General features: G+C 63.8%; 16 protein-coding genes. 13 read left to right on the top strand and 3 right to left on the bottom strand.

What is annotated here, in order from left to right; all coding sequences use genetic code 11:
* Positions 1–26 precede the first annotated feature (26 nt).
* The 5 genes from aspS to ACFC3J_RS05290 all read left to right on the top strand — a co-directional run bounded on the left by aspS (position 27) and on the right by ACFC3J_RS05290 (position 5,773).
* Positions 27–1,811 carry an aspartate--tRNA ligase gene (gene aspS / locus ACFC3J_RS05310; RefSeq protein ID WP_375195164.1) on the top strand — a complete coding sequence of 595 codons (1,785 nt, stop codon included), beginning with the start codon at positions 27–29 and terminating at the stop codon, positions 1,809–1,811.
* A gap of 74 nt (positions 1,812–1,885) precedes the next feature.
* Positions 1,886–3,265 (top strand): APC family permease, encoded by a 1,380-nt coding sequence (locus tag ACFC3J_RS05305; protein WP_375195163.1) that lies wholly within the window; start codon positions 1,886–1,888, stop codon positions 3,263–3,265.
* A complete protein-coding gene (locus ACFC3J_RS05300; protein WP_375195162.1) occupies positions 3,262–4,044 on the top strand; it encodes a polyphosphate kinase 2 family protein in 783 nt (260 codons plus the stop codon). The genes ACFC3J_RS05305 and ACFC3J_RS05300 overlap by 4 nt, the downstream gene beginning before the upstream one ends.
* A gap of 86 nt (positions 4,045–4,130) precedes the next feature.
* Positions 4,131–5,459: a methyl-accepting chemotaxis protein gene (locus ACFC3J_RS05295; RefSeq protein WP_375195161.1), complete on the top strand. Its 1,329-nt coding sequence runs from the start codon at positions 4,131–4,133 to the stop codon at positions 5,457–5,459.
* A 128-nt stretch (positions 5,460–5,587) separates the two neighbouring features.
* Complete coding sequence (locus ACFC3J_RS05290; protein WP_192665389.1) at positions 5,588–5,773, top strand: hypothetical protein; 186 nt, start codon at positions 5,588–5,590, stop codon at positions 5,771–5,773.
* Here ACFC3J_RS05290 and bla read toward each other — a convergent pair.
* Positions 5,770–6,627, bottom strand: coding sequence for a subclass B3 metallo-beta-lactamase (gene bla / locus ACFC3J_RS05285; protein WP_375195160.1), 858 nt, complete (start codon positions 6,625–6,627; stop codon positions 5,770–5,772). The genes ACFC3J_RS05290 and bla overlap by 4 nt on opposite strands.
* Positions 6,628–6,732: 105 nt before the next feature.
* Between bla and ACFC3J_RS05280 the strand changes: the two genes are divergently transcribed.
* On the top strand, positions 6,733–7,599 hold the full coding sequence (locus tag ACFC3J_RS05280) for a LysR family transcriptional regulator (protein ID WP_375195159.1): 867 nt from the start codon (positions 6,733–6,735) through the stop codon (positions 7,597–7,599).
* On the opposite strand, the gene greB is transcribed toward ACFC3J_RS05280, so the two are convergent.
* On the bottom strand, positions 7,587–8,072 hold the full coding sequence (gene greB, locus ACFC3J_RS05275) for a transcription elongation factor GreB (protein ID WP_375195158.1): 486 nt from the start codon (positions 8,070–8,072) through the stop codon (positions 7,587–7,589). The two genes, ACFC3J_RS05280 and greB, sit on opposite strands and share 13 nt — an antisense overlap.
* A 13-nt stretch (positions 8,073–8,085) precedes the next feature.
* Positions 8,086–10,116 carry a transglycosylase SLT domain-containing protein gene (locus ACFC3J_RS05270; protein WP_375195157.1) on the bottom strand — a complete coding sequence of 677 codons (2,031 nt, stop codon included), beginning with the start codon at positions 10,114–10,116 and terminating at the stop codon, positions 8,086–8,088.
* A gap of 169 nt (positions 10,117–10,285) precedes the next feature.
* Between ACFC3J_RS05270 and dapA the strand changes: the two genes are divergently transcribed.
* From dapA to ACFC3J_RS05235, 7 genes are all read left to right on the top strand, one after another.
* Positions 10,286–11,164, top strand: coding sequence for a 4-hydroxy-tetrahydrodipicolinate synthase (dapA, locus tag ACFC3J_RS05265; RefSeq protein ID WP_375195156.1), 879 nt, complete (start codon positions 10,286–10,288; stop codon positions 11,162–11,164).
* Positions 11,165–11,277: 113 nt separating this feature from the next.
* On the top strand, positions 11,278–11,760 hold the full coding sequence (smpB, locus tag ACFC3J_RS05260) for an SsrA-binding protein SmpB (RefSeq protein WP_192665395.1): 483 nt from the start codon (positions 11,278–11,280) through the stop codon (positions 11,758–11,760).
* Positions 11,760–12,353, top strand: a complete 594-nt coding sequence (locus tag ACFC3J_RS05255; protein ID WP_375195155.1) for a DUF2062 domain-containing protein — start codon at positions 11,760–11,762, stop codon at positions 12,351–12,353. The genes smpB and ACFC3J_RS05255 overlap by 1 nt, the downstream gene beginning before the upstream one ends.
* A gap of 24 nt (positions 12,354–12,377) precedes the next feature.
* Positions 12,378–14,825, top strand: a complete 2,448-nt coding sequence (locus ACFC3J_RS05250; protein WP_375195154.1) for a response regulator — start codon at positions 12,378–12,380, stop codon at positions 14,823–14,825.
* Between the two features lie 91 nt (positions 14,826–14,916).
* A complete protein-coding gene (locus ACFC3J_RS05245) occupies positions 14,917–15,273 on the top strand; it encodes a response regulator (protein ID WP_375195153.1) in 357 nt (118 codons plus the stop codon).
* Positions 15,274–15,374: 101 nt separating this feature from the next.
* Positions 15,375–16,448, top strand: a complete 1,074-nt coding sequence (gene recA / locus ACFC3J_RS05240; protein ID WP_375195152.1) for a recombinase RecA — start codon at positions 15,375–15,377, stop codon at positions 16,446–16,448.
* Positions 16,449–17,519: 1,071 nt separating this feature from the next.
* Positions 17,520–18,029, top strand: a complete 510-nt coding sequence (locus ACFC3J_RS05235) for a hypothetical protein (RefSeq protein WP_375195151.1) — start codon at positions 17,520–17,522, stop codon at positions 18,027–18,029.
* Positions 18,030–18,077: the final 48 nt, after the last annotated feature.

Raw genomic sequence — 18,077 nt, 5'->3', positions numbered from 1 at the left:
AAACGAATCTGAAAGACCGAAACGCCATGCACGCATATCGCACTCATACCTGCGGCGCCCTTACGACGGCCGAGGTCGGCAATGAGGTGCGCGTGTCGGGCTGGGTCCATCGCAAGCGTGACCATGGCGATCTGGTCTTCATCGACCTGCGCGACCATTATGGCATGGTGCAGATCGTCACCGAGGTCGACGGGCCGGTGTTCAAGGTGATCGAATCGCTGCGCGCCGAAAGCGTCGTGACCGTGACCGGCAAGGTCGTGGCGCGTGCGAAGGAAGCCGTCAATCCCAACCTGCCCACCGGCGAAATCGAGATTCGCGCGCTGGACGCGGTGCTGCTGTCCGCCGCCGCCGATCTGCCGCTGCCAGTGGCGGGCGAGCAGGAATATCCGGAAGACATCCGCCTGCGCTACCGCTTCCTCGACCTGCGTCGCGAAACGCTGCACGCCAACATCGTCAAGCGGACGAAGATCATCTCCGACATGCGCCGCCGCATGGAGGCGCAGGGCTTCACCGAATATTCGACCCCGATCCTGACGGCGTCCTCGCCCGAAGGCGCGCGCGACTTCCTCGTGCCGAGCCGCATCCATGCGGGCAAATTCTACGCGCTGCCGCAGGCGCCGCAGCAATATAAGCAGCTGCTGATGGTCGCTGGCTTTGACCGCTATTTCCAGATCGCGCCCTGCTTCCGCGACGAAGACCCGCGCGCCGACCGCCTGCCGGGCGAATTCTACCAGCTTGACCTGGAAATGAGCTTCGTCACGCAGGAAGACGTGTGGAACACGATGGAGCCGGTGATTGCCGAGGTGTTCGAGCAGTTTGCCGAGGGCAAGCATGTGACCCCGGCGGGCAGCTTCCCGCGCATCCCGCACGCCGAGGCGATGCTGAAATACGGGTCGGACAAGCCCGACCTGCGCAACCCGATCGTCATTACGGATGTGACCGAGCATTTCGTGGGTTCCGGCTTCGGCATCTTCGCCTCGCTGGTCGAGAGCGGCAGCGTGATCCGCGCCATCCCGGCGCCGGGTGCCGGCGCGGGCAGCCGCAAGTTCTTCGACGAGATGAACAATTGGGCGCGGGCCGAGGGCTATTCGGGCCTTGGCTACATCAACATCAAGGATGGCGTGCCCGGCGGTCCCATCGCCAAGAATCATGGCGAGGAGCGGACGGCGAAGCTGATCGACGCGCTGGGCCTTGGTCCCAATGACGGCGTTTTCTTCGCGGCGGGCAAGGAGTCGCAGGCCGCCAAGCTGGCCGGTCTGGCGCGCATTCGCGTCGGCGAGCAGCTCGACCTGATCGACAAGGACCGGTTCGAGCTGTGCTGGATCGTCGATTTCCCCTTCTACGAATATGATGAGGAAACGAAGTCGATCGACTTCGCGCACAACCCTTTCTCCATGCCGCAGGGCGGGATGGAGGCGCTGGAGTCTCAGGACCCGCTCAGCCTCAAGGCCTATCAATATGACATGGTCTGCAACGGCTATGAGATCGCTTCCGGGTCGATCCGTAACCAGTCGCCGGAGCTGATGGTCAAGGCGTTCGAGAAGGTCGGCCTCAGCCAACAGGATGTGGAGGAGCGTTTCGGCGGCCTCTATCGCGCCTTCCAGTACGGCGCGCCGCCGCATGGTGGTATGGCCGCTGGCGTAGATCGCATCGTGATGCTGCTCTGCGGCGCGCAGAATCTGCGCGAAATCACGCTGTTCCCGATGAACCAGCGCGCCGAAGACCTGCTGATGGGCGCGCCCAGCCCGGCCGAGTTCAAGCAGCTGCGCGAACTGCATATCCGCGTCGTGGAACCTCAAGCCAAGGCGTAATTCCTGACGGCCGGTGGAGGGGCTTGTCCTCCGGTCTCCCCTCGGGTGTAAGGACTGCACCGAGGGGGACGCACATGCTTGACGACCAGATGTTGCCGGACAAGCCGCCCGCCCTGGCGCGCAGCCTGGGCGTGGCGGGCGTGCTGTTCCTGACGCTTTCCGCGACGACCCCGGCATCCTCCGTCTTCGTCATCATCCCCGGCATGTTGCAGGAAGCCGGGACCGGCGCGATCTGGGCGATGATTCTCGCCAGCCTGATCTGCGTCACCACCGCCTTCATCTATGCCGAACTTTCCTCCGCCTGGCCGGTCGCGGGCGGGGAATATGTCGCGGTGGCGCAGACATTGGGGCCAATGGCGGGCTTCGTCATGCTGGGCGTCAATGTCTTCAACAATGTGCTGTTCCCGCCCGTCGCGGCGCTGGGCATCGCTTCGGTCATGGCGACGCTGGTGCCGGGCCTGCCCGCCGTGCCGGTCGCGGTCGCGGTGATGATCGGATCGACGCTGGTGGCGATCCTCAACATTCGCGTGAATGCCGCCATCACCGGGCTGTTCCTGTTGGTCGAGTTGCTGGCCGTGGTCGTAGTGATGGTGCTGGGCTTTGCCGACAATGCGCGTCCCGCGCTCGATTTCCTCATCCACCCGGTCGCGGTGGGGAGGCAGGGCTTCGCCCCGGCCAGCGCGGCCTCCATCGGGGTTGCGACCACCATCGCGATCTTCGCCCTGAACGGCTATGGCATGGCCGTCTATTTCGGCGAGGAAATGCAAGGGGCGCCGCGGCGCATCGCCCGGACCATCCTTGCCGCGCTGGGGTTGGCGCTGCTGTTCGAAGGTGTGCCGCTGGTCGCGTTGCTGCTCGCGAAAATCGACCTTGCGACCCTGCTGACCGTCGACGATCCCTTCGGCCTGCTGGTCCGGCAGAGGGGCAGCGCGGGATTGTCGGCGCTGGTGTCGGTGGGCATCGTGCTGGCCATCATCAACGCCATCATCGCCTGTGTGCTGGCCTGCGCGCGCTTCTTCTATTCGACCGGCCGGGACCGGGCATGGATTCCGCGCATCGACGACTGGCTGGTGGCGATCCACCCCCGCTTCGATTCCCCGTGGATCGGGACGATCATCGTCGGCGCGCTCGGCACGCTCGCATGCTTCCTGCCGTTGCCATTGCTGCTGGTGCTGAACGGCACCGGGCTGGTGGCGATCTATGGCGGCATAGCGCTGGCGGCTCTGGCGGGGCGGCGCAGCGGGGCGAGTTCCCATGCGCCCTACAAGATGCCGCTCTATCCGATCGCCCCCATCGTGACGCTGTTGGCGCTCGCCTATGTGACCTGGACGAGCTGGCTCGATGTCGGGGAAGGCCGCCCCGGCCTGATCGCAACCGCTGCCCAGATTGCGGGTTCCATCCTTTGGTATAAGCTGGTGCTTTGCCGCCGGGGCCAGTGGAAGGTGAAGACATGACCATCGACCTTGCCGATTATGAGAAGGGCGCGATTTTCAAGGGCGATTATGAGGCGAAGCTGGGCGCGCTTCAGGAACGGCTCGCCAAGATTCAGGTCGCGCACATCATCCATGACCGGCGCAGCGTCATCCTGCTGGAAGGCTGGGATGCGGCGGGCAAGGGCGGCATCATCAAGCGCATGACCGCCGACTGGGACCCGCGCTATTACAAGGTGCACCCCATCGCCGCGCCCAGTGAGGAGGAGCGCGACCGTCATTTCCTCTGGCGCTTCTGGACCCGTCTGCCCGCCGGACGCAACATCGCAATCTTCGACCGCAGCTGGTATGGCCGGGTGCTGGTCGAGCGGGTCGAGGGCTTTTGCTCCAGGGGCGAGTGGAAGCGCGCCTATGACGAGATCAATGCCTTCGAAAAGCAGCAGGTCGACGCGGGGACCAACATCGTCAAGCTGTTCGTCCATATCACGCAGGAGACGCAGGACGAGCAACTCGCCCAGCGGCTCGACACGCCGTGGAAGCGGTGGAAGACCGGCGCGGAGGATTATCGCAATCGGGCAAAGCGAAAGGATTATCTGGACGCCATGCACGACATGTTTCGCAAGACCGATACCAAGGCTGCGCCCTGGCATGTGATCGACAATAACCACCGCCGGGCAGGACGGATCGCGGCGCTCAACCATGTTGCCAAGCGATTGGAAAAACTGGTGCCGATGAATTTTCCCGAAGCCGATCCCGAAGTGGTGAAGCTGGCCGCCAAGGCCTACGGCTATAAGGTTCCTTGAGAAAATATTGGAAAAACAAGGATTTGTCATAAAATTGTCATCAAAATCTAATGCCTCATTTACCATTGGGCGCTTAATCGGGGGCCATGTTCGCACCCCAGATGCTTGATCGATCCATCGCCCATGCGGCTCCGCAGGAGCGTGGGCACATACCCTTTGTCGCGGCCAGTCCGATGATCCGGCTCGGTCGGCCCTTGTCGGAGGCTGTCGACCAGTTTCAGATCGATCCGACGCTGCGTCTCTTGCCCGTGCTTGACGCGGAAGGGCGACCTGCCGGTGCCATTTACGAGCGCGACATGCGGCGCATTCTGTTCAACCCCTTCGGCCATGCGCTGCTGCGCAATCCCAGTTTCGGCGGGCGGCTGGACGATCATGTCCGACCCTGCGCCCATGTCGAACGCAGCGCCTGCGTGGAAGCGTTGATCGACCTCTATGCGGCGCAGGGTCAGGGCTGCGAGGGGCTGATCGTGGTGGATGGGGGCCGTTATGCGGGGGTCATCGGCGGGCAGTTGCTGCTGAAGCTGGCCGCGGAGCGCGACGCGCGGGAAGCGATTGCCCGCGCTGAGCGGCTGGAGCGCGTGACCCAGCAGAGCCAGGCCTTCCGCAGCGACATCGAGTCGCTGATCGCCGATCTGGTGGGCATGGCCGACATGCTGTCGCGCTTCGCGACCGAAGCGGCTGAGCGGGCTGCGCAGAATGGCCATGCTTCGGCGGGGATGGCGGTGGCCGCGGCGCAGACGGCGGACAATATGGCGGGCATAGCGGCATCCGGGCGCGAACTGGGCCTGCTGTTCCAGTCGATGGAGGGGGAAGTGCGGGAGGCCGGCGCCGCCATTCGCTCCGCCGTCGAGCAGAGTCGGCAGGGATCGGCCCAGACGCAGGCCCTGCGCCTTCAGGCCGACGGCATCGGCGAGGTGACGGCGCTGATAGACGCAATTGCGCGGGCGACGACGACGCTGGCGCTCAATGCCGGGATCGAAGCAGCGCGGGCCGGAGAGGCGGGACAGGGTTTTGCCGTAGTCGCGCGGGAGGTGAAGTCGCTTGCCGGACAGACCCGCGACGCCGTGGCCGAAATCGCGCGGCGCATCGACCATATCCGGGCTGCCGTCGGCCAGGTTGCGCAGGGGCATGCGCATATGGATGCGGCGATCGCGACGGCTGACCGCCTCTCGGCTTCGGTGTTCGAGGCGGTGGCCCGTCACGGCACCTTCAGCCGGGAGATCACCGCAAGCCTGGCCGAAGCGGGGCAATCAAGCGAGCATATCCGCGCCAGCGCTGCCCGGATCAGCGATCATGCCGGTGCGGCGGTCGATGGCGCGACGGCGATGCGCAAGGCGGCAGGCCGGCTGTCGGCGGAGGCGCAGCGGCTGGATGCGCGGGCCAGCGCCTTTATCCGGGCGATACAGCTGGCCTGATGGCGATTTGACGCCCCGAGCCTCCTTTCCGGCACTCCAGCGGCGCTGAACTTCGCCTCACGGTCGTCAGCTGTTCCATCTGACGCGAAATCCCCCTAAGCTCGTCTTCCAATAAGAAGGAGAGATGCATGCTCGTCATGTTCGTGGGCGCTGATCGCACCGAAACCGCCGTCAATGCCGCGCAGGTCACCTTCGTTTCCTCAGTCACCGACGGCACCCGCATCCGCTTTGGCGAAGGGCGCAGCGTGACCGTGACCGAACCGATCGGGGAGGTGATGAGGACTCTCAACGAGGCGCTGCGTCCGCATGATTAGGGCTTGGCGCCTGCTTCCTTCCTGAGCCTTGCATCCAGCCGGGCCTGCGCGCTGTCGGCATAGCTGCGGCAGTTGGCGCCCCTGCCCTGGTCGGGATGGGCGGTAATCAGCATGTCGCAGGGCAGGGTCCGCATGATTGCGAAGCTCTTGCGGAAAGCGGCCACCTGCGAGCGGTGGGCCGGGTCGGAGAAGCGATAGCCGTCGCCGGAAATGGCGTTGAGGCTGGAGGCGAAGACCATGCTGCGGCATTCGCGTCCCTCGCAGGACCGCCAGCGCCAGCTCATGCTGCCCATGGTGTGACCCGGCGTGGCGACGGGCATGACGGTGACGCCGCCCAGCCTGATCGCTTCGCCGGGGCGGGCGATGCGCAGCTTCGTGACGGCGGCTATGGGCGCAAGGATCGAGGTCTGCGGGTCGTTTGGATCTGCACCGCCCTTGCGCAGCACCGACGCGGCATAGGCGCTGGCGACGACGGGGGCGCCGCTGTCGCGCGACAGGGCGGCAAGGCCCCCAGCATGATCATAATGGGGTTCGGTCGACAGGATCAGCTTCACGTCGCGGATCGAAAAGCCGAGCGCCTGGATGTTCGACTCTATATCGCGCACCGCCTGCGGCAGCGCACCGTCGATCAGGATGAGTCCCGCGCGGGTGTGGATCAGAACGACGCTGAGGCCGCCAAAGCCGACACTGTAGCTGTTGCCGAACAGGCGATGGGGCTTTTCCGGGCTGAGCCACTGTCTGGCATAATCGGGTTCGATAGGGCGCAGCAGCGGATCATCGGCGGCATGAGCCGGGGCAATCAGGGGCAGTATCGCTGCAGTCAGCCTAATGCAAAAGCGTGTCGTTCGCCGCATGATGATCCCTTTTTTCATTCCTTTGATCCGCAGATTGGCGACCGTTCATGGGATCGGCAAAGCATCAAATCTCGACAGAGCCATAAGCTGCGCTAATGTCCGTTCATGGATCGTGCCCAGCTTCCGCTAAATGCCCTGCGCGCCTTTGAAGCGTCCGCCCGGCATCTGAGCTTCACCCGCGCCGCAATCGAGCTGTGCGTCAGCCAGGGGGCGGTCAGCCAGCAGGTCGCCGCGCTGGAGGCACGGATCGGGGCGTCGCTGTTCCGGCGCCTGCCCAGAGGATTGGCGCTGACGGACGAAGGGCTGGCGTTGATGCCGGTGCTGGGAGACAGTTTCGACCGGATCGGGGCGGTGCTGGAGCGCTGTATCGGCGGCCGGGCCCGCGAAGTGCTGACGGTGGCGGTGGTCGGCACCTTCGCCAATGGCTGGCTGCTGCGGCGGACCGCCGATTTCGGGCGGGCCTTTCCGCATGTCGACCTGCGCATCATGACCAACAACAACCGGATCGATCTTGCGGGGGAGGGGGTGGATCTGGCGATCCGCTTCGGGGATGGCGCCTGGCACGGAACGCATGCCGAACCGATCATGCGCGCCCCGCTGACGCCGCTTTGCGCGCCGGAAATGGCAGCGCGCCTGTCCACTCCCGCTGCGCTGGCGGGGGAGGTGTTGCTGCGTTCCTATCGCGCCGATGAATGGCCGCGCTGGTTCGCCGCGGCAGGGACGGCCTGTCCGGCCTTGCGCGGGCCGGTGTTCGACAGCTCGGTCCTGATGATCGGGGCGGCGCTGGCGGGACATGGGGTCGCGCTTGCGCCGGCGGCGTTGTTCGAGGCGGAACTGCAGACGGAGCGGCTGGTTCAGCCCTTCGGCATCGCGGTCGATCTGGGCGGCTATTGGCTGACGCGGCTCATGTCGCGTGCGGACAGCCCCGCGATGGCGGATTTCCGCAGTTGGCTGCAGGATCAGCTGGGGTAGCGGATCGCCATGACCTCATATTCCTTCTCGCCCGCGGGCAGCGCCACGCGGCGCAGGTCGCCGACGGCCGCGCCGCGCAGGGCGCGGGCGATGGGCGTGCTCCAGCCGATACGGCCCGCGCTGGCTTCCGTCTCGTCGTTGCCGACCAGCGTTACGGTGCGGCGGTTGTCATCCTCATCCGCGATGGTGACGGTGGCGCCGAAATAGACCCTGCTCTTGTCGGGCTGCTGGCGCGGGTCCACGATCTTGGCGTCCTTCATCTTGCGCGACAGGCGCTTGAGCTGTCCGTCAATTTCCCGCATGCGCTTGCGGCCGTAAAGATAGTCGCCATTTTCGCTGCGGTCGCCATTGCCTGCCGCCCAACTCACCACCTCGACGATCTTCGGCCGTTCGACGCCCAGAAGCTGATCATATTCGGCGCGCAGCTTCGCAAAGCCTTCGGGGGTGATGTAATTGGGATGGGCGGTGCTCATGGCTCCGCCCCTATCATCCCGGCGTCTGCTTGCCGAGATATTTGGACAGCGGCGTTGTCGCTCCCCGGAATCGTGCTCGCTCCGGATTCATGGCTTCATAGACCACGGCATTTTCCAGCACGCGCTGGACATAGTTGCGCGTTTCGAACAGCGGAATCTGCTCGATCCAGCGAAGCATGTCGGCACCGGGCAGGCGGGGGTCGCCATTGGCGCTGATCCAGCGGTTCACGTTGCCCGGACCCGCATTATAGGCCGCTACCGCCAGCGGATAGCTGCCGCCATAATAGTCGAGCATCCGCTGGAAGTAGGAAGAGCCGAGCATGATGTTATAGTTCGGGTCGTTGAGCGAACTGGGGTCATAGCTCATGCCCAGCTTTCCCGCCTGCTCCCGCGCCGTGCCGGGCATCAGCTGCATCAGGCCGCGGGCGCCCGCATGGCTGACGATCTGCCGGTCGAACTGGCTTTCCTGGCGGGCGATGGCGTGGACCATGGTCCAGTTATATTGCGCTTCGGACGGCACCGGCACGCGCGGGAAGGCGCTGGTCCCATAGCCGGTCAGCCCGCTGGAGACGGCGCGGCGACCGACCATCACGCCCATGTCGGGGCGGCCGATGCTCTGCGCCAGTTCGACCGCCAGATAATGGTCGGCATCGCTGTCGGCATTGTTGGCGATAGCGCGGGCGAATTTGCTCTGATCCTCCCAATAGCCCATCTGGCCCAGCGCCTTCACGGCGCGGACGACCGAGCGATTGGCGAAGGCGGCGCGTTCGGCGGCGGAGATTTCCACCGGCCGTTCGACGGCGGCAGGCGCGGGGATGGGGCGGCCCAGCCGTTCGAGCGCAAGCTGGCCATAGAATTGATCCGGGAAGACGGCGGCGCGGCTGAAATAGCTGTTCGCGCCGGCCGTATCGCCCGCCTGAAGCGCGGCGCGCCCCGCCCAGTAAAAGCCCTTGGACTGGGTCTGCGGCGACTTGGCCGCCGTCGCATAGCGGCGGAACATCTCCACCGCGTCGGCGGGGCGGTTCAGATTGTAGAAGGCGGTCGACCCCGCCAGCCAGGCGAGGCTGGTATAATCGTCGCGCTCGCCAATGGGCCGCGTGTTGACGTCGGTGCCGGGCAGATAGGCGTCGTCCAGCTTGCTCGCAATGCCGTAGGCGAAGCTCCATTGGCTGTCGTTCGCCGCGGCGCGCGCCTGCGTGAGCAGCGTCTCATACCATTTTTCGGCGTCGCTGGGCCGGAAGGTCAGCGCCGGGCGGTTGGCGAGATATTGACGCCCCGCGATCCAGTTGCCGGTGTTGAGCATCCATGTCGCCTTGTCCGCGACGAAGCCCGCATCGCTCGCGCCCATCGGTTCGGCCAACTGCATCTTCGTCGCGGCGTCGGATGCCTTCTGACGGAAGGCGATGCGCGCTTCGTAGATCGGGCGGCGGGCGGGCGAGACATAGGCCAGCATCCGCTGCGTGCCCAGCGTGTCGCCCTTCCACAGCAGGGCGTCGGCGCGCAGATCATGTTCGGCCGAGGTCCAGCCCGATCCGAACAGCGAGAGCAGCCGCGCCTCGTCATCGGGCGTCAATATGCCGCCGGTCCACGCATTGCGCGCGGCGACCCGCGCCTCGCCCATGCGCCCCTGCTGCATCAGGGCAAGGGCATAGCGCGCATTGCCGGTGGCGGTGCGCGGTGGGAAGCGGGTGAAGAAGGCGATGATCTGCCCCGGATCGTAGCTGTTGGGGTTGATGCCGGTTTCAGCCAGTCGCCGCATCCGGTCCTCGCCCGGCCAGCCGGGATTGGCCATGATGAAGTTCATATAGGTGGACGAACCGAGTCCGTCGCTCTGCTGCAGGGCACGCCACTGGCTGATCGTGCCGGAGATGCCGGGATCGCTGGCCACGCCGATTCGGCTTTGCGCCTGTTGCCAGGGACTCGGCTCGGTCGAGCGCGGGATCGGCTGCACCACCGCGCCGGGCGGATAGGCCGACGCGGGCACGGTCATTTCGGTCTGGGCGCTGGCGCCCGCGGTGAAGAGCAAAAGGGCAATCAAAGGCATACGGACCGTGAGAGCTTCCGGGGCAGTTTCAAGAGGGGCGAGCGACAGCCTACTAGACATAATCGCAAATGCATCCTTATCAGGCCCTGAATGACGCGCTATAGCGCGCCGTTCGCGTGTTCCACGCTATAATGCCCCGGAATCCCGGTGAATTGAAGGAGTTTGTTGCATGTTTTCCGGGTCGATTCCGGCGCTGATCACGCCCTTCCGCGATGGCGCCGTGGATGAGGCGGCATTCCGCGCCTTTGTCGACTGGCAGATCGCCGAGGGCAGCAGCGCACTGGTTCCCTGCGGCACGACCGGCGAAAGCGCGACCATGACGGTTGAGGAGCATAATCGCGTCATTGCCATCTGCGTCGATCAGGCGGCGGGCCGGGTGCCGGTGATTGCGGGCTGCGGCTCCAACGATACGCGAATCGCGCTGGAGCATATGTTCGCGGCGCAGGCGGCGGGCGCCGATGCCGCATTGGTGGTCGCGCCCTATTATAACAAGCCCAATCAGGAGGGCGTCTATCAGCATTTCGCCTATCTGGCCGAACGCTGCGACCTGCCTATCGTGCTCTATAATGTGCCCAGCCGCACCATCACCGATATCGGCGTGCCGGTGATCCACCGCCTGTCGGAAGAATATCAGTCCATCGTCGGCATCAAGGACGCCACCGGAAATCTGGGGCGGGTCAGCGCACAACGCCTCGCCTGCCGTCCCGATTTCTGCCAGCTTTCGGGCAATGACGAGACGGCACTGGGATTCAACGCCATGGGGGGCAAGGGCTGCATCTCGGTCACGGCCAATGTCGCGCCGCGTCTTTGCGCCGATTTCCAGAAAGCGATTGCCTCGGACGATTGGGATGGTGCCCTGGCGCTTCAGGATCGTCTCTACCCGCTGCATGATGCTCTGTTCAGCGATTCTTCACCCGGCCCGGTTAAATACGCCCTTACGCGTGTCCGGCCCGACATGCCCGGCGACGTCCGGCTGCCTATCACCTGGCCGTCGGAATCGAGCCGCGCCGCTGTCGACCGGGCTTTGGAGATTGCCGGACTGGTATAAGGCTGCGCCGTCCCCATATTCCATCCTTTCGGGCTGCGTGTCCGGAATAGCGATGCGGGGCGGTGCGTATAAGTCGACCCGCGCCTGACATAATGGAAGTTTAGAAAAGACCGATGGCCCGCCCACGCCCCGAACTGTTCGACAAGAAGAAGATCGTCGCCGAGAACCGGCGCGCGAAATTCGAATATTTCCTTGAGGACGTGTTCGAGGCGGGCATCGCCCTGCAAGGCACGGAGGTCAAATCGCTGCGCTTTGGCGAAGGCAATATCGCGGAAAGCTATGCCGAGGTGAAGGGCGAGCAGGTGTGGCTGGTCAACAGCAACATCCCCGAATTCAGCCATGGCAACCGCTTCAACCATGAACCAAAACGTCCCCGCAAGCTGCTGCTGCACGAGCGCGAGATCGCCCGCATGCACGGCGCGGTGGAACGCAAGGGCATGACGCTGGTGCCGCTCTCCATCTATTTCAACAGCCGCGGCAAGGCGAAGGTCGAACTGGCCCTGGCCAAGGGCAAGAAGACCCATGACAAGCGCGACACGATCAAGGAGCGCGACTGGAAGCGCGATCAACAGCGCATCATGAAGGCGCATCGCTGATGGACAACAGGCTCAGCCGCTGGTGGCACGCCAATGCCCCGACCCGCGAGTCGCTGGAACATAACCGCTTTCTGGCCCCGGTGGCGCATCGGGTGCTGGAGCCTTCCCTGTGGCGCTTCACCCGCCGGTCGGTGCCCCGCGGCGTGGCGCTGGGGCTGCTGGTCGGCATCTTCCTGCTGATCCCCGGCGTGCAGATTGCGGGCGCGGCATTGCTGGCGCTGCCGTTCCGCGCCAATATTCCGTTGGCGGCCGCCATGACCTTCCTCTCCAATCCCGCGACGACGCCCCTGTTCCTGATGGCTTCGGTGTGGATGGGCAACTGGATGCTGGGGCGCAGCGCCGACGCGTCGGGCTTCATGGCGCTGGTCGACAAGCATGCCTCGATCCGCGACTGGTGCGCCTGGCTCTTTTCCGAAGCGGCGCCCGCCATGCTGCTGGGCCTTGCGCTGATTTCCCTCGCCTTCGCCGTGGTAGGCTATTTCCTCGCCGACTGGATCTGGCGTCACCGCATGGGGCGGAAATGGCATGCCCGCAAATTGAGGATTGGCAAGCGACCCGAAAGCAGCGCATTGGAAGAAGTCGCTTCGGCCTGACGGGGCTGAACGAAGCCATTGTGAATGCAGGGGGATGGCCGGCCAGTGTCCGCGCGCGCAATCAGGGATGGAGACGCTTGGGCGGCCGATCGGCCGTCGCCTCTGGCCCTGCCTTTGCTGATCGGACTGGCGCTGCTGTCGGCGGCGCTGGTGGTCTATGCCGCCGGAAACTGGGCGTTGGGCGTGGGCTTTGGCGCGGCAGTGCTGGCGGCAGCGGCGCTGCTCAGCTGGTATCGGCGGCTTTATCCGCCGCAAACGGCGGTGGGCGAGGTTGTTCCCGACTGGACGGTGGCGCGGGCCGCTGCCGATGCCTCCAGCATGGCGATTGCGGTGACCGATCGCGCCGGGCGGCTGGTCTGCGCCAGCGATCTGTTCGGCGAATGGTTTCCCGGATATCCGACGCCGCCGCACATCACCGGCGATGCCGCGCTGTCCGATAGTCTGGCCGGCGCGGCGCGCGCGGCATGGCGCGATGGCGAGGCCAGGGTGGAAGGGATCGTGCAGGGCGCGCTGCGGCTGGACGCGACATTGTGCCGTACCGGGCGTTCGGAGGATTATCTGCTCTGGCGTTTCAGCCCGGTTCGCCAGCCGAGCGCGCTGGACGACGTCCATCGCCTGCTGACCGGAGAAGCCGGGCGTCAGCTCGGCGAAGCGGGCATCATGGCCGTGATGATCGGCGGCGAAGGGCGTATCCGGGCTGCCAACGGCGCCTTCCTGCTGCGCGCCGCCGGGCGGATCGACGCCAATATCACCGGCCGCGATTTCGCCGCTCATATGCGGGTCGACGACAAGGCGCGGCTGTTCCTGGCCCGTGAGGAAGCAGGTGGCATCCCGCTCCGGCTCTTGCAGGTGCCGCTGAAGCGCGCCGCCCAGCCGGCCGGTGCGCAATCGGGGGCGCAGGATGGGCCGATGCTGCTGCTGCTGATCGACGAACCGGCGGGCAGCGCAGGAGGGACGTCGGCGCTTTCCTATATCGAAACCCTGCTGTCGCTGCTCCCCTTCGGTCTGGCTATGGCGGACCGTGACGGGCGGGTGCTGTTTCTCAACAAGGCCTTTTCCCGCGCCGCCGGGCTCAAGATTGAGGAGAAGCCGAGCTATCCCGGCGATCTGGTGGTGCGGGAGGATCAGGCAGCCGTGGCGGACGCTGTGCGCCGTTTTGCCGTGGGGCCGCAAATGTCGGGCGACGTCGCGGTGCGCATGCGCAGCCAGCCCGACGAGCCGATCGCGCTCAGCCTGGCGGGCGTTCGGGGCTTGGGCGAAGCGGCGGTGCTGCTTTCCCTCAAGGACAATAGTGAAGAGAGCAAGCTCAAGCGGCAGGTGGCGCAGGCCACCAAGATGCAGGCCATCGGCCAGCTTGCGGGCGGCGTCGCGCATGACTTCAACAATATTCTGACCGCGATCATCGGCCATTGCGACCTGATGCTGATGCGCCATACGCCGGGCGACAGCGACTATGACGACATTCAGCAGATCAAGTCGAACAGCAACCGCGCGGCGGGCCTGACCCGGCAGCTGCTGGCCTTCTCGCGCCAGCAGACGCTGCGGCCGCAGATTTTGCAGCTTCCCGATATCGTCGCGGACGTTTCCAATCTGCTGAAGCGGTTGCTGGGCGAGAGCGTCAAGCTGGAGGTCAGCCATGGCCGCAATCTGGGCGCGGTGCGCGCCGATCCCGGCCAGCTCGAACAGGTGATCGTCAACCTCGCCGTCAACGCCCGCGACGCCATGCCGGAGGGCGGCACGCTCAACATCCAGACCTATGGAGTGCCTGCCGCCAAGGTGCGGGAGATGCGATCGGACATATTGCCGCCCGCCGACTATACGGCGGTGCGCGTGTCGGATACGGGCCTTGGCATCCCGCCCGATATTCTTTCCAAGATCTTCGAACCTTTCTTCACCACCAAGGAACTGGGCAAAGGCACCGGTCTTGGTCTCTCCACCGTCTATGGCATCGTCAAGCAGTCAGGCGGCTTCATCTTTGCCGAATCGGAGTTGGGGCGAGGGGCGAGCTTCGTGATCTACCTGCCCGTTTATCAGGGTGCCGATGCCGCCCAGGCCGCCCAGCCCAAGGCCCCCGTCCGCCGCACCGAAACCTGGGGCACAGGCACCGTGCTGCTGGTCGAGGACGAGGATATGGTGCGTGCCGTCGCGGAACGGGCGCTCACCCGGCAGGGATATAAGGTGCTGACCGCCAATGATGGCGAGCAGGGGCTGGAGGTGCTTGGCGGCGATGAGAAGATCGACCTGCTGATCTCCGACGTGGTCATGCCCAACATGGACGGCCCGTCCATGGTGGCGCGGGCGCGGGCCACTCATCCGGACCTGCCGGTGCTGTTTATGTCCGGCTATGCGGAGGAACAGTTGCGCAAATCGATCGATATCGCCAATGTGGCCTTCCTGCCAAAACCCTTTTCCGTCAGTCAGTTGGCGGAGGCGGCGCGGGATGCACTGGCGATGCGGCCGGCGGCGGAGTGATTTTGGAGAATGAACTTCTCTGCGCGTCGGCGATTATGCTGGTCGGATGTCGCATCTGGAGACGGCAGGGGCAAGATTGGGGACCGCAAACATGTCTGACGGCAAGACCATCCTGGTTGTCGAGGATGAAGCAATGATCGGCATGATGCTGGAGGATTATCTCGACACGCTGGGATACCGGCTGCACGCCATAGCCGAATCGGTGGATGAGGCTTGCGCCAGGGCGCGCGAAGGCGGGTTCGACGCGGCGCTGCTCGACTGCAACCTGCATGGCGAGAAAAGCTGGCCGGTCGCCGACATTCTGGCGCAGAGCGGCATTCCGTTCGTTTTTGCGACGGGCGGCATGTCGGACGATCTGCCGACCGGCCATGCAGACCGGCCGACCTTGGCCAAACCGTTTACCATCGGCGCGGTGGAGCGTGCGCTGAACAAGGCGCTGGGGGTCTGACAGGAATTTTCGTTCCCCCCTTGTTCTCTTAGAACAAACAGGATACATGGTGGCCACGCGCCACTTGGACCGGCGTGTTCCGCTTGACAGGGGATAGGCCGATGACAGCAATGCTCTCACTCATCGATTCCAAGAAGACAGGGACAATGGACAGACAGAAAGCATTGGAAGCGGCTCTTTCCCAGATCGATCGTGCCTTTGGTAAAGGCTCGGCGATGAAGCTGGGCAGTCGCGAGAAGATCGAGATCGAGGCGATCTCGACCGGATCGCTGGGGCTGGATATCGCGCTCGGCATTGGCGGCCTGCCGAAGGGGCGCATCATCGAGATTTATGGCCCGGAAAGCTCGGGCAAGACCACATTGGCGCTGCATGCCATTGCCGAGGCGCAGAAGACCGGCGGCATCGCGGCCTTTGTCGACGCGGAACATGCGCTCGATCCCGGCTATGCCAAGAAGCTGGGCGTCGACATTGATGAACTGATCGTGTCGCAGCCCGATACCGGCGAACAGGCGCTGGAGATCGTGGATACGCTGGTACGCTCGAACGCGATCGACGTGCTGGTGGTCGACTCCGTCGCCGCGCTGGTGCCGCGCGCCGAAATCGAGGGCGAAATGGGCGACAGCCATGTCGGCCTGCAGGCCCGCCTGATGAGTCAGGCCCTGCGCAAGCTGACCGGCTCCATTTCGCGCTCCAAATGCATGGTGATCTTCATCAACCAGGTGCGCATGAAGATCGGTGTGATGTACGGGAACCCCGAAACGACGACCGGCGGCAATGCGCTCAAATTCTATGCCTCTGTTCGCCTCGACATTCGCCGCACCGGCCAGATCAAGGATCGCGAGGATATTGTCGGCAACACGACCCGCGTGAAGGTGGTCAAGAACAAGGTTGCCCCGCCGTTCAAGCAGGTCGAATTCGACATCATGTATGGCGAGGGCGTGTCCAAGATCGGCGAACTGCTCGACATCGGCGTGAAGGCCGGCATCGTCGAGAAATCGGGCGCGTGGTTCTCCTACGACTCGGTTCGCATCGGCCAGGGTCGCGAGAACGCCAAGACCTATCTCAAAGAACATCCCGAACTGGCGGAGAAGCTGGAAAAGGCGATTCGCGGCAAGACCGAGGAAGTCGCCGAAGGGATGATGGCTGGACCCGAAGCGGAGGATGATGGCGAATAAGCGCTGACCAGGTCCTTCGGCCAGATCAACCGGAGGGCTTCAGCGCCGCTCTGCCCGCCTGCTGCTTCATGCACTGAAAAGGCCCGTTGCGCTAAGGCGCGGCGGGCCTTTTACCCTCGCGAAGAAACAGCTCTTGTGCGCGGAAGGAGAATATCTCAGGGGCTTCTATCAGGGGCAGGAGGTCGCCGAATCTGACGCTGGCGGCATGAGTCCGCGCCATCTGCCCTCATAAAATCTGTGCTGTTATGTCCAGGCGAATTGGCCGAACGCATGTTTGAGCAGGCTTTAGAGCATCTGCAATCACATCGAATTTGACGTTGCGGGTGGGTAGGCGGAATGTCGCCTTTATAGCGCAAAAGAGGCAATAGGTGCGGTTCAGCCTCGAGGCCGATCACCCATTTGACCGGCCCACTGAGGCTTACACCAAAGCTCGATCATGCTGTAGGGGCCGCTAGGCCGGGGCGATGGCCTAAAATCTACCACCACGTCACCCCATCTAGCAGTATGGTCAGGGTCATATCTGATCTTGTGACCATCGCTTAATAGCAGGACCGTAACAGCGCCCTCCGGACGCAATGCCGATATGCGTCCCTCACCTTCCGGGCTTTCGAACGTCATCCCACGGATGTTGAAGCTATATTTCCGACCTTTGCGCGTGGTGTGTCGATGCAAATATCATCATCGCTGCAACTCCGAACGCCTGCTTGGGCGCTGTGTAACTTATGCGGCATGAGCGAGCTTGCTGATGTCGTCGCGGTGGAAAGCAAAAGAAAGGCCGGAATTATCCATATTGCTCGCCCTTCTCCGTGGCCTGGTATTTTTGCCCCATATTCCACCTTAATGCCTGCATGCGGCAAGCCTGCAAATACCCGCCATTGAGCATCAAAGCCCCTAATTGGACTGGCAGGAATTGGTGGTCTGCCGCTGGCTGCTTTGCGCTGCTCGACTTCACAGTAAATTGATCCATTTGGTGTGGATTGGGTGGAGAGCGGACAGGCAGGTATCGGGCGCTAAAGTCAAATTGTAGCCAGAGGCTTGGCAATTACGCCCCATCCCGTATCATCAGCAACAATGACATTCAAAAACATGCAGGCGCTCATTTTGTCACTGTGCTGGGTGCTGAACGCCAGCGCAGCCTTCGCGTGTTCGCCGCCATCACCAGATTACAAGGCTCCGGCTCTTACTGACCAAGTGAAGCAGAACATTAGGCAGGCCGACGCTATAGTGGATGGAGAGATCGTTCGAGTCAGTGGCTATGACCAGAAGAACAAGAAAGAAATTCCCGCCGTTCTTAAAGTGAACAGAATTCTGAAAGGTCCAAAGATTCAGGCATTCTTTCTGAGAATTCCGGGGGGAGGTTGTGAGATCGGCTTTCGACGAAAGGAAAAGGTCAGATTGTTGCTGAGCGAAAGCGGAGGCAGTTGGGCCGCTTTAGAAACGTTGAACCTGCCCTCGCCCGCACTGTCTGGGTCATCGGGTACCCATTTGATCGACAACCGAATCCCTTACGCTAGGTTGCTTGATAAGCAGGTCGGATTACCTCGCAGCGCGGATACCGCTGTAACCCCTGAGGGACTTTGAGAAGTCAACAGCTGCGGCAGCTTTTGACGTATCTGGTAAGCTCGCTGA

It is taken from the genome of Sphingobium sp. (genome assembly GCF_041987595.1).
Taxonomy (GTDB): domain Bacteria; phylum Pseudomonadota; class Alphaproteobacteria; order Sphingomonadales; family Sphingomonadaceae; genus Sphingobium.
This window is presented reverse-complemented; position numbering and strand designations above follow the sequence as displayed.